This is a genomic window from Marinomonas gallaica (assembly GCF_001639745.1).
GTDB classification, from domain to species: Bacteria; Pseudomonadota; Gammaproteobacteria; order Pseudomonadales; family Marinomonadaceae; genus Marinomonas; species Marinomonas gallaica.
The window spans coordinates 1-12,437 of sequence record NZ_LTAX01000018.1 but is presented as its reverse complement, the minus strand read 5'-3'; the positions used below and the strand labels follow the sequence as shown (position 1 = coordinate 12,437).

13 protein-coding genes are annotated in these 12,437 nt (G+C 41.1%); 4 read left to right on the top strand and 9 right to left on the bottom strand.

Annotated features, from left to right (window positions below; translation table 11 throughout):
- Together AYW76_RS14505 and rph are read right to left on the bottom strand one after the other, a co-directional pair.
- Entirely contained in the window at positions 1-516 is a 516-nt protein-coding gene (locus tag AYW76_RS14505) for a hypothetical protein (RefSeq protein ID WP_067222255.1), read from the bottom strand.
- Between the two features lie 159 nt (positions 517-675).
- Positions 676-1,401: a ribonuclease PH gene (rph, locus tag AYW76_RS14500; RefSeq protein ID WP_067222254.1), complete on the bottom strand. Its 726-nt coding sequence runs from the start codon at positions 1,399-1,401 to the stop codon at positions 676-678.
- 132 nt (positions 1,402-1,533) lie between these two features.
- On the opposite strand from rph, the gene AYW76_RS14495 reads away from it, so the two are divergent.
- Positions 1,534-2,400 (top strand): YicC/YloC family endoribonuclease, encoded by an 867-nt coding sequence (locus AYW76_RS14495; RefSeq protein ID WP_067222253.1) that lies wholly within the window; start codon positions 1,534-1,536, stop codon positions 2,398-2,400.
- Positions 2,401-2,572: 172 nt separating this feature from the next.
- Positions 2,573-3,805 (top strand): tyrosine-type recombinase/integrase, encoded by a 1,233-nt coding sequence (locus AYW76_RS14490; protein ID WP_067222355.1) that lies wholly within the window; start codon positions 2,573-2,575, stop codon positions 3,803-3,805.
- Here AYW76_RS14490 and AYW76_RS14485 read toward each other — a convergent pair.
- The 5 genes from AYW76_RS14485 to AYW76_RS14465 all read right to left on the bottom strand — a co-directional run bounded on the left by AYW76_RS14485 (position 3,753) and on the right by AYW76_RS14465 (position 8,590).
- Positions 3,753-5,243, bottom strand: a complete 1,491-nt coding sequence (locus tag AYW76_RS14485; RefSeq protein ID WP_197467835.1) for a hypothetical protein — start codon at positions 5,241-5,243, stop codon at positions 3,753-3,755. The genes AYW76_RS14490 and AYW76_RS14485 overlap by 53 nt on opposite strands.
- Before the next feature lie 15 nt (positions 5,244-5,258).
- Complete coding sequence (locus tag AYW76_RS14480; protein ID WP_067221633.1) at positions 5,259-5,483, bottom strand: helix-turn-helix transcriptional regulator; 225 nt, start codon at positions 5,481-5,483, stop codon at positions 5,259-5,261.
- Positions 5,480-5,728 carry a helix-turn-helix transcriptional regulator gene (locus AYW76_RS14475; RefSeq protein ID WP_067221629.1) on the bottom strand — a complete coding sequence of 83 codons (249 nt, stop codon included), beginning with the start codon at positions 5,726-5,728 and terminating at the stop codon, positions 5,480-5,482. Before AYW76_RS14475 ends, AYW76_RS14480 begins: the two co-directional genes overlap by 4 nt.
- 14 nt (positions 5,729-5,742) lie before the next feature.
- Positions 5,743-7,467: a DUF927 domain-containing protein gene (locus AYW76_RS14470; protein ID WP_067221626.1), complete on the bottom strand. Its 1,725-nt coding sequence runs from the start codon at positions 7,465-7,467 to the stop codon at positions 5,743-5,745.
- A gap of 259 nt (positions 7,468-7,726) precedes the next feature.
- A complete protein-coding gene (locus tag AYW76_RS14465) occupies positions 7,727-8,590 on the bottom strand; it encodes a phage integrase N-terminal domain-containing protein (protein ID WP_067221624.1) in 864 nt (287 codons plus the stop codon).
- A gap of 420 nt (positions 8,591-9,010) precedes the next feature.
- On the opposite strand from AYW76_RS14465, the gene AYW76_RS19550 reads away from it, so the two are divergent.
- Entirely contained in the window at positions 9,011-9,136 is a 126-nt protein-coding gene (locus AYW76_RS19550; RefSeq protein ID WP_269448109.1) for a hypothetical protein, read from the top strand.
- A gap of 184 nt (positions 9,137-9,320) precedes the next feature.
- On the opposite strand, the gene AYW76_RS14460 is transcribed toward AYW76_RS19550, so the two are convergent.
- On the bottom strand, positions 9,321-9,995 hold the full coding sequence (locus AYW76_RS14460) for an HNH endonuclease family protein (protein ID WP_067221622.1): 675 nt from the start codon (positions 9,993-9,995) through the stop codon (positions 9,321-9,323).
- A gap of 4 nt (positions 9,996-9,999) precedes the next feature.
- Positions 10,000-11,244 (bottom strand): AAA family ATPase, encoded by a 1,245-nt coding sequence (locus tag AYW76_RS14455; protein WP_067221620.1) that lies wholly within the window; start codon positions 11,242-11,244, stop codon positions 10,000-10,002.
- Positions 11,245-11,672: 428 nt separating this feature from the next.
- Between AYW76_RS14455 and AYW76_RS14450 the strand changes: the two genes are divergently transcribed.
- Entirely contained in the window at positions 11,673-12,365 is a 693-nt protein-coding gene (locus AYW76_RS14450) for a tyrosine-type recombinase/integrase (RefSeq protein WP_082866245.1), read from the top strand.
- Positions 12,366-12,437 lie beyond the last annotated feature (72 nt).

Sequence of the window (12,437 nt, the reverse complement as noted above, 5' to 3'; positions counted from 1 at the left end):
TTAGGGGGCTACTTTCTCGTACACCAATGTCCACTGTAACGGTTTAGGCAGTTTCTCTGACACGATCGTCGCACGGTAGATTAAGCGTTCGTCTTGTCGCTCCCATCGATAACGGCGCTCCCCTCGTTCCGAGATCAGCGTGGCTTGACGGCTAGTATCCGTCGCTTTGTATTGCGCGATAATATCGCGACCATCTTCCCCTTTAAGGTTCGTAGGGCTGGCACTCACGGCCACTTGCCACGACGGCTGCTGCGCACATTGAAAAGCAAACGTCTCAGCGCTTTCTGTTAATGTCCACTGCTGACATACTGTCGCTTCGTCTTCCAAGCGTGAACGGGCAATGCTGCGGACAAAGAAATTCATCTCTTTCACAACGTCATTGATCGCGTCGTCAATCACCCCTTGAGCAGAAGCTGGGTTTTCTAATTGCCATGTTCCAGACACCACTGATTCAGCATAAACCGCACTCGATAAGCCCGTAGCCAATAGCAGCGCGACGATTTTATTGTTATTCATACCGCATTCTCCTTTTTAAACAGCTCGCATCATGACACAGCCATTTGTTCAAATAACAACCAGAAGCCGTCGATTGCAGTAACAAATTCCGTCATCTAATAAACGTCCGGCATGAAAAAGGGGAGCCAATTGGCTCCCCTTTACAGATCACATCACTGTTTACTCAGCGGCGTCAGCCAATACCTGACGCTGCATTTCTAGGATTTCAGTAATGCCTTTGCGAGCCACAGCCAGCATGCCCACCATGTGCTCATCACTAAAGGCTTCGCCTTCTGCCGTGCCCTGAATCTCGATAAAGCCGCCCTTATCGTTCATGATCACGTTCATATCGGTTTCGGCACTCGAATCTTCTGGGTAATCCAAATCCAACACAGGCGTGCCTTGATAAACCCCCACAGAGATCGCGCCAATCTGCGACACGATGGGGTTTTCCTTGACCTTCTTCGCGTCGACTAAAGTCTTAACGGCATCAGCCAATGCAACAAAACCACCCGAAATGGACGCCGTACGTGTGCCGCCGTCCGCTTGAATCACATCACAGTCGATGGTAATGGTGTGCTCACCTAATTTTTTAAGATCAAGCGCAGCACGCAACGAGCGACCAATCAAACGCTGAATCTCAACCGTACGGCCACTTTGCTTACCACGTGCCGCTTCACGATCGACACGATTGTGCGTGGAGCGTGGCAACATGCCGTATTCGGCCGTGATCCAACCTTGGCCTTTGCCCTTGAGAAAACGTGGCACGCCTTTTACGACCGTCGCAGTACAAATCACTTTGGTATCGCCGCATTCAACTAACACGGAGCCTTCCGCATGCTTGGTAAAGTTACGCGTAAACTTCATAGGACGTAATTGATCGGCTGCTCTACCACTTGGACGCATAGTTGTCTCTCTGTCATTCGTTTCAAAAGGGTGATTATAACGAACCTTGAACAAAATGCCTGCCTATCCTGACGTGAAAGTCACACATGGGTTACACTACAAACCACTTTTATTTAGCTGCTAGGGATTGATATGACTGCAAGCATGACCGCCTTTTCGCGCCAAGAAGCCGTATACGATTGGGGCACCATTAGCTGGGAAATACGCTCGGTAAACCAACGCTACCTTGAGCCACACTTTCGTCTTCCTGAACAATTTCGTGAATTGGAATTCAGCTTTCGCGACGTGCTACGTAAAAAACTGAACCGCGGTAAAGTGGAATGCCAACTACGCCTACATGCCGTAGATACCGCCGCGACAGGTCTAAAGATCAATGCTGAAAACGCTCAAGCCCTTGCCAATGCCGTAAGCGAGCTAGGTACTTGGTTCGATGGCATTAAAACACCATCACCTTTGCAGATTCTGCAATGGCCAGGCATTTTAAGCGATGACAGTGTTGATGCCGACGACATGAAAAAGGCCGTCATCGCTCTATTCAACAAAGCCGTCGACGAAATGATCCAAGTACGTCAACGTGAAGGCGAACAACTAGACGCCATCATTATTGAGCGCTTAGACGCCATCGATGCCATCGTCGCTGACGTCAAAGACAAACTACCGATCATCATCGCCGCGCAGAAACAGAACTTACTGGACAAACTGGAAGCCGCCAAAGTGGAACTCGACCCAATGCGCGTCGAAGCAGAAATCGTCATGCTGGCACAAAAAGCCGACGTCGCCGAAGAAGTCGATCGCCTAGCCACACACACCAAAGAAGTCCGCCGTCAACTCAAAGAAAAAGGCCCCATCGGCCGCCGTCTAGACTTCCTAATGCAAGAACTTAATCGCGAAGCCAACACCCTATCGTCTAAATCGATTGTTGTGGAAACAACAAATAGCGCTGTTGAGTTGAAGGTCTTGATTGAGCAGATGCGCGAGCAGATTCAGAATATTGAGTAGAGTTAAACCATACTCAATCACGCTCCAGATAGAATATAACTAACTGTTAAATAAGAACTTTTGTTTTTATTTAATTCAATCCGTTTCAAATCGTCTCATCATTTTGGTGAGTATTGTGGTGAGCATATTCATCCTGATACTCTCCAATCTGGTGAGTATATTTGGACAGGTTATGACACAGTTAACACTTAAGAAAATTAAAGAATTAAAAGCCTTGGGGCCAAGCAAAACATCTGATGGTCGCGGGTTAAGCTTTGTAATCCCGAAGCGTGGCGAGCCCTATTGGTCACTACGCTACAGCTTCTATGGTAAACGCCGTGAGCTAACACTCGGCAAAGACAGTGAATTGAGCTTAGCTGAAGCAAGAGCGCAAGCTGAAAACCTACGCGGAGTTGTAAGGAAAGGGATAGATCCTCTCTCTACTCCAAGTGGTGTATCAGGAGCCCTTACCCCCTCATCTTCTTTTAATACGATCTTTCAGGATTTATACGACTCTAAACTTAAGCAAAGCCTTAAGCATCCTCATATTCCTGAGCGTATATACAGACAAAATATCGCTCCACTATTGGGGCATATTCCAATTGATCGAATCACTCCAGTTCACATACGAGATATGATTCAAACTATCAAGGAGACAGATAGGCCTTCTATTACCAACAAGTCATTACACCTTGCCAATCAGATTTTTCGCCACGCGATACAGCTTGGACTCGTCATGATGAATCCTGCGGCGGCATTCTCCAGTAGTGATGCAGGTGGCCATGAAATTCCAAGAGAACGATATTTAACGCTTGATGAGATTGAGCATGCTTTTAGGGTATTTCGTAGCAATGCACCTAGATTCTCGCGAGACAATTACTTGGCCTGCTGCCTTCTACTGCTATTAGGGGTGCGTAAAAGTGAACTCACGGAGTCTAAGTGGGCCGAGTTTGATTTAGAGAATGCGCTTTGGAAACTACCAGCCGAGAGAGCAAAGTTTAAAAGAGCTATTTCTATAGCTCTACCACCAATATCGATTGAAATGTTAACAGAGCTGAAATTCCGAGCAGTCGGCTCCGAATATGTGTTTCCCAACCGTCGAGCGAGCAAAATGCCTCACATGGGCAAGGACACAATTAACCGTGCAATCGACTCTATGTTTGGCATCGCTCAAGGAAAGAAAGTCCAACCCAAAAACCAATTAGGTGCAATGGAGCATTTCACGGTTCACGACTTAAGGCGCACATTTAGGACGCTGCTTTCAGAGCTTGGGGTTACAGAAGAAGTGGCCGAAGCGTGTTTAAATCACGCTCCAGGTAAACTAATCAAAACCTATAATAGGAATAGATATTTTGAAGAGAGAAAACGAGCACTTACTCGTCTTTCAGAAACCCTTTATGACAAGATTTCTCCAACAATTTGTTAAGCACAACTAAGCTATCCTTTATTATAAAAGATAGCTCCTCTTCATTCCTTAGGTAACCATCTAAAGATGTATAGTGTACTACTCTATTGCGACACTCCATAATGAATATGTATGAGCCAATAAAAACCTCATCATCAGAGTCGCATAAACTTTTTTTATGCTGCTCTACATTTTTAAAAATAGATGCCCTGAAACTAGCAAGACTAGAATCATCAGATTCTCTTACAACTATTCTATAGAAATCATCAAACTTTCTGTGAGTTGGCCTGCAGAAATCATTAAGATAATACTTGTGGCTTTTATATTCATCGCCACTCACTCTAAAAGAACCATCATCGACCAGAGATTTTTTAATAAAAGATACAAAAACTGTCTCAAATCTAGCTAGATAAACAATAACAGAGTCTAATAAATCTATATCTAAAACACTAAAGTTTTCATTATGATCTTTCGCTTCATGCAATCTTCTGAATGATCTAACCCAAGTCCAAAAGCCTTCTACTTCATCAAGATATGATAGATCACGAGGATACCATAATGATTCAGAATAATGCTTAGCTCTTTCAATAAAAAAACCAGTATCTAAGTCAGGACCATATGGATACAATAAAGCATTCGATTCCTTTAAATCAATTTCTTCAGCTCCAAGAAAATAAGCTAAAGAATGTAGAATATATATTCCTTTCCCAAGAAACATAAAGTAACCATTATAATGTCGAAGACAATTTACCTTATCTGCTTTCTTTCTTTTATAAAATTCAAGAAGCTTCTTTAAACTTTTTAAAGAAGCTTCTTTTGCCTCACTAAATCTATCAAAATTTCTATGATCATCAATCCCATAGAAATCTAAAACCCTACCAAGAAAATCGAAGGCTTCGATAAGGTTTATATCCGATAGGTATTTACTTTCTATTTCTTTATAAACAGAAACTTCTTGTTCCTTAAATAGCGACACTTCACTAATTGCGGAAAGATATTCATAAAATATAAAGCCTCTCCAGTACTCTAAATAAATTTCCGTATCAAAATAAATTCTTTGTGTTGGTGTAGCCTTATTAGTCATTGAAATCCAATCTTTATTTTTTAAGTCTTCATTCAAGAACGGATGAACTATTTCATTAAGATAAACAGACTCATCATAAAACCCTAAGAATTTTCTATCATTTATTGAAACAGGAGGTGAGTCTGGAAATTTCCAATCATCGAAAACATCATTTTCTATTTTGAAAAAATATGAAGCAGAGCTAGGCCTACCTCTCACCAGATCAATTAAGCTAGTACTATTTTTTTTAAAAATTTTCCTATCTAAGCCAAACTCACTCTGCATGAACTCTAAGAATCTTCCACCTACAATTTCACTTTTCTCTAAATAATAAGCCTTTGTGCTTAGAAAACGATGCATTCCATGGAAGTTAGGGTTAATCCTGTATTTTATCAAAGTGTTACCTTTAAATTAGTTTGAGTTCATCCATAAGAGCAAATCAGAGAGAAGCCACATAGACTTTCCACTAGACAGTTTTGAAGCCACTGGAGCCGCACCAACTTTTGACCATCGCCACCAGGTCGTTCGACTGATCTGCGTAATCTTCTTACGTTCAGCTTCGCAGATAAATCGCTCAGTTTCACCATATACTTTTAAGATTTGAGCCCTGCGCTCTTGTAATGTCATATCGCTCATTTGTCACCTTCCCCTTGCTTAAGAATCCAAGCATCAACATCCGCTCTTTTAAAGAACACCCGATGAGGACCAAGCTTTCTTCGAGGCAGTCCTTCTTTTACCTGTTGACGTATAAAGTTGGCACTTAGGCCTGTGTACTCACAACACTCATCAAGTGTTAGAAACTCTTTGTGGCAGAGAGAAGCTTTAGATACATGATCAACGATCAATTGTTTAAGCTCCTGCATCTGTGTTTCGCTCAACATACTAAAACCTCAAATTACTGATTTTTAACTTGGGAAAGTGGGATACTGGGATTTTCATTTATTTTCAACAGCTTAGAATTTTGGAAAAACCTAGTGAAGTTATAGCTTTGGCCGGTATCGTGGCAAAACCGCTGGGGATATATCTTATAAAAGCGATCATTTCTGATTTTGAAAGTACCTCGAGCCTCATTAGAATGAGCCCAATGACGCTTGAGCATAAGGTTTATAACCTGCCGTAGCTGTCGACTATAGGAGCGGGTCACTAGCGCCTTGAATTCTTGATGTGGTACAAACCAAACCAGCTCCTCACTCTCGATATCAAAGCGCAATCCATTTTTAGACGTATTCCCGCATAACTTGGAGCCGATCTCTTGGATAGCCCGATAAATATTTTGTACTAATTCTGCGTTCTCGGAATTCTCATAGCTATCTCGATCATCCAACCAAATCTCAGTGACTTGACCTATAGCCCGTTGAGCATCACCTAAAGACCATGGTAGAAGACCTACATTCGCAGCTATTTCACCAGCAGCTGCAAGTAATGCCAGCTTATCCATGACATTATTCACTTGGCTTTCATCTGTTTTAGCTAGCGGCGCCCACTGCTTACGGATTGCTTTAATCTCTTCACGTATCATCAGTGAAAGCCCATCCACGGACACTAAGTAGTCAATCCAAGCTTTAAATAGCGTCCCATAGTGATTGCTAGACTGTTCTCTCAGATATTCAGCAAACTCTTTTGCTGATTTAAAATCACCAAGGTTATCAAAGGCGCCAAACTGCCCAAAAATTGGAATTTCAATAAAGCGAACCTTTTGCCCTGCTGAGACCTCTTTACCAACCTCTTTAAACATTTCTTCTAAAGAAAGCTCTCCTGTACTCAACAAAACGGTATTCCATCGAGCCCTAGTTGCGAGAGACCCATCTTTATTACTGCGTAACTTAGAAGCTCCATTGGCAATGTGATAGATCACTCTATCCATATCCTGAGCGGGCGCCTGCTTGAATTCATCCAGACATAGCAGCATATCGTTTCGGTTGCTTGCCACAGCTTCTAAGCCATTCGCTGTTGAGCTCCAAGTTTCCGCATACGCTTCATTGGAGTAGACGCTAGTAGCAATGTTCATTGCTGTGGTTTTGCCTGTCTTAGACTCCCCTACAATATGAATTGCAAAGCTTTCTAATCCTGAGTGTCCGATTAGAGGTGCAGCCAGAGCAGAGCAGACACTTAAGGCCAATATTGGATTTCCAACACAAGCAGAACCTATACCTTTCTGCCAGTCGATCATTGATCCTTTTTGCTTTAAAAGCGAAGCTACATTTCGACCTATGTAGATAGCTTCACTACCGTTTGAATGCCCTGCTGACCATTCATTTGTCACGAACTGACCAGCCAACCACCCCGTTGAGTTCGCTCCAACAACATGCTTCTTTGGAATGCTCTCGTTAATGAAGTCAATGACATGATTCCATACCCATTTTCGGTGCAATAGATAAAACCCAGTTTCTTTTAACTCGGTTTTAAATCGTTGGGATGTTTGTTCATCAGTTTCCCCCATTAACAAAACTGTGCGGTACACTTTCCCATATAAGTTTACCCACTCGATCACACGGCCAAAGCCTCGATCTCTAGCAGAGTCACTTACTATCGCAATAACTTTTATAGGGCCACAAATCCGTAACTCCCCTTCTTTTTTATCGTGGATATAACCACCATCTTCTTTTAAAAATAAAGACATATAAACCTCATGAAACGCACTGGTACTCATAGGATATTAAATAATTAAAGCGCTTGTCGCATTTAAAGGGGGGTGAATTTCCGTCGATTTAATTTTTGGCGATTTATCCCCCATAAAGGGGGATTTCAGTAAAAACATCAGCCTAGATAATGATTATTTCGGTAAATACGAATCTTTTTAAACTAGCTCAATTCGGCATGCCGAATTCATAGGTGGGTATCTCTCAGACTAAAACAAACCGATTCGGCATGCCGAATCGTTAAGAACCTAGATAAGTATAAGTAATTTGCAGGCGTTCATGCCCCAATTCTTTGGACACAATCATACGAACGTTCTCATCTACACTACGTTGCTCAGCTGATAGGGATTTTCTTGAAGGCCCTCCATCAGCTGGGCATTTCCACCCAGTCATTTCTAGGTAACGCTCTCTAGCATAATGGTGTCTCAAGCCATGATTCTTGCTCAGCCCAACTTTTGCAGTCTGTCGTTCGTATCGTTTCAATTGATCAACATACCTTTCAGTGGGCTTTATAAGGCTGTTCGTTGTGACCACTCGAATTTCGTTAAGGAGAGCTCTCTGGGATACCTTTGTAATTAGTATTTCTCTTGGCTTGCCACCTTTTGCCCAAGAGCCTTTGATACGAATACGGTCTTCTTGATCAGCATAAGACAACGCAAACTTAATCGCCTCTTCTCGTCTAAGCCCAAACTCACTTTGAAGCCGAAGAGAAAAACGTAATAAAGGACAGGTCACTTGATTGAGCTTGTTAAGATCAAGCTCTCTAGATTTACCTAGCGGGGAGCTTTGAACTCTGGCGATGCCATAAGCATCGTTTGTTGTCGCTACGATATTTTGCTTATTGATTTTGGTTGACCACCAACGCAAGGCTGACAATCTATTCTTAATCGTCTTTTCGGCAAGGCCTTGGGCCTTCCATGCGTTAATCAAATGCTCAACATGTTTACCTTTTAGACCAGAAGGGTCTTTTACCTTATAACCTGCTTCGATGAGCGACTCAGCCATTTGGTTTAATAGGCGTTTTCTAGAAGCCCTAGTCGAGTGACTGCCCTCTCTGTGTGTTTTATAAATCATTTCGTTTAGACGAAATCCTAACTGACTCATGACATCTCCAGATTTGTAAGAATTGGAAAGCCACCAGGATCAAGAACCGAAACAAATCAGGTAAGTTTTAAAGCCACTCAATAAGCCGCAGCTTAGCAAGTTGTCAGAGACAAAAGGCCTTAAGGTTCAAGGCGAATCAAGCCGAGTCGAAAGAGTTTGTTAACTGCATATCGAGCTACTGTGACCCTAGTGGGTAGCATAGTTTTGAAATGCCATGCTGAAGACATGAGGACAACCAACAAACATCGGTCGATTGTCTATCAAGAAAAGCTTCTTGAATTGCGTTACTCATATTGCTGGCTTAAGAGCCATTTTGAAGTTTGTAGTCTTAATATACTGTCTAATGACGCAGAATTCTACAGGTCATTTATCAGCTTATTCTGCTAGTCTTAAAAAGATCACATCACTCAGGAGAAGCAAATGTCTGTAGTTGAATATTTGTACCAATGGCCATCAGAACACATTCTTTTTTCTTGCTTAGCCCTCTTTACTGCAACCGTTACATTCGCTCACTTTGGGTTGTTGCGTGGCACTGTAGAAAGCTGAAAAATGAGGGGGATACTCCTCCTCATTTTCCATAGGGGACGTCAGTCCCCAAGCTATCCCTCGCTGATATTTGTATAGAGCCATAGTTGTTGCGTGGGCTAGCTCAGTCGTCCCTACCTCTTGCGAGTAGGTACGACTTTATAGCATCGAGTTAACCTCAATATCTACCGTGAACAAGCTACAACTAAGCATCTTCGACCAACCCTATAAAGTCACGCAGTATTGGTCCAAGTTCGTCATCTTCAATAACGCACCAACTTATGAAGGCGCTATATGGAGAAGATGGCTTCAAGAGAAGTTTAATTCGTTCAACAGCTAAAGCTTTTTCCTCATCTAAAGCCACAGGATCGTAGTACTTCGTAAGTTGAGTAAATAGCAGATTGTATTGGTTAAAGACTTTTTGCCTTAAAAAAGCTGCTGTAACTGCTTTATTAGGGGTATGCTCGCTATTGAATACTCTATCTAAGAGTTCTGCGGTTAGTTGAGTCTTCTCATCTTCCCTACAAGCCTCAATTTGGAGTTTTTTTGCATATGGAGTTAATGGAGGTGAATGCTTAATTGCTCGAACAACGTCCAATTCAGGATCACAACAATCTAAGAGATCGTCATATTTGGCCAGCTTAATGTTATTACATCGACCACATGAAAAGTACAGGTTACTCCACTTATATTTCAGTTCGCCACTACCTTCATGAGGTATGAAATGCTCCACATTGATATCTAGAGGATTGACAGTTTCACAGATATAACATTTTTTATGAAAAACCTTATTTAAAGCAATCCATACGTCTTCTGAATCATACTTTCGTTGCTCGGCTAAAGAAGCAGGAGCAGGTTCACTTCTTACAACATTGAACATTGCTTTACCTCTTCGCTTTGCTAAGTGCTAATTTTGCTGAGTTCACAAAGTAAAGTGATTCAGGATCTAAAGAGTCTTCATCAGATGGTAACTGGTTTAAAAGTCTCTCAATCTCTGGAAAGTTAGATTTAGGCCTTTCTAAAAGCTTGGCTAAAGTTTCAATATTTTTTTGAAGTAAGCTAGAAATAGGCAACACACCAAACAACCCTTCAAGAACAGCTTCATAAGAGTACATAGATAGATCGTCGACTTGTTCCAGCTTCGACAAGTCATAAATCACTGCATCGTTGACAGAAGAGACAACGAAAGGAGAATGAGTAGTAACAATGAATTGAACCTTTGGAAAAGCCTGGGTAAAAAAATGCAGTACTTTTTTCTGTAATGACACATGCAGGTGGGCATCTATTTCATCTATCAATACTACTCCAGTTAAATCCTCAGGATCTATTGACCGTAAAGATAGTTTAGTAATCAAATCAGCGTAAATCGCCATGATAGATGAAAAGCCAGAAGATAATGTCTGGAAAGTATAGGGGGTTTTGTGTTCTTGTTGTATTTCAAAAGTGAAGGAATCAGATTTAAAGACTAACTGTAGTTTCTGATCTTCAAATAGGCTTCTCAGATCAGACTCTAATTTAGTAAACCATTTATCTATACGATGAGCTTCAGCAGGATCATCATTAATTCTTTTTGATTCAGAGAAAGCTTGATTGGCTTTACTAGTAACTAAAAATTGTTCGAACAATGTCGAGCTATTAGATTGCGTTTTTTTCTGTTCAAAAGTCTGCTTTTCTTGATATCTTAAACTACTCATACTTGAAACAGACGTCGGTTTAAGAATTTCCGATTTTCTCATTGCCTCAAAACTACATAAAATAGCTTTTAGATCATGATAATCAACAACATATTTCTCAATGTTGCTAATTTCTAATGAAGGATTTTGGAGATTTTTTAATCTACTAGTAAAATCCTCCACCTGCTTTTGATAAATAGGGTAATGAGGATGAGCTGGGCTTGTTTTTTCAAGCATGCGCTTATTAGATTCCAGATCTCTCTCGATTTGGGTCAATACTAAATTGTTACGATCTACAATAGATTCTTTTAATTTATCATGAATTCTTTGTAATAATTGAGTCTTACCACTCCCATTCCCACCAGTTAATATCAACGTTTTGCCGCAAACTTTAATATCCACCATCTTGTTAGTACATGGGACTTTCATGAGAATTCTTTTGATATAGCCTGACATACGTTCCCTCATACAATAGGTCTTGATTGAAATACGATATAGAATACCTGTAGAGTTCCCAATATCCCAACTATCCCAGCCTTGAAATAAGGATTTTTAACATTATTTCCGTTAATCTTAGGCAAATCTGAAGGGTGAGTACATTTGTAAGTAACTCAAATTAAAATGTTTAAATGACAATGTAAGCAATTGATTTTTAATGATTTTCAATTTTTAATGCTTATTCAGATTCAGAATATAGAATAATATCTCACAAGCAGTCAAATTATTGCAAAACCTATTAAAATCAATTACATATACAAAAACTATCGTTTCATAAGCTTTCAAAAATATGCATAAGATTTAATTTTAATGGTGACATAAAAGGTGACAAAAAATCCAACCTAATCTAGGATGCACCTTATCTGTCACCATTTTATTTTTCACTTATGAATGACGCACAACTAAAAGCAACACTAAAATCAGGCAAGGTCGGCAAGTACAAAGTCGACACTGGTCTTTATTTTCGAATCACGGAACAACAGAGCGCATTCTGGGTTCTACGATACAGCATCAACGCTAAACGAAGGGAAATTACTCTAGGGCGTTATGGTAAGCCTCCTACAGGCCTTACACTTTCAGAAGCAAGACTAAAAGCTCTTGAGACAAGAGCACAAATTAAACAAGGAACGGATCCTCTAGCTGAAAGAAAGCGTAACCAACTACCTCAATTCAACACAGTGAATGATGTTGCTCAGGACTGGCTAAAGGAATGCGAGCGTCATTTGAAAAACCCTCAAATTCCACACCGCGTCTATCACAAAGACATATCTCCTTACATTGGCGAACTAGCTGTAGATAAGGTTAATTCAAGAGATATTTTGCAAATCATCAGAGCTATTAATGGAAGTGGTCGCCCATCGATCGCTAACGATGCGCTGAGCTACTGTAAGCAGCTATTTAATCACGCCCTTAAGCTCGACCTGATAGTAAGCAACCCCGCGACCCCCTTTAAAGATAAGGACGCTGGAGGAACCGAATCGTCTCGAACTCGTATCCTATCTCTCGAAGAGGTCAAGATCGTCTTCGAAGTCTTTGATAAACGTCCAGATGTCATGACTAGAGAAAACTACATGGTGTAGTGGTCTAATGAAACCGGACACCATTTTAGGTGGTAACATAGCCATATTAAAAGAGGTGTCCAATGGCAAAAC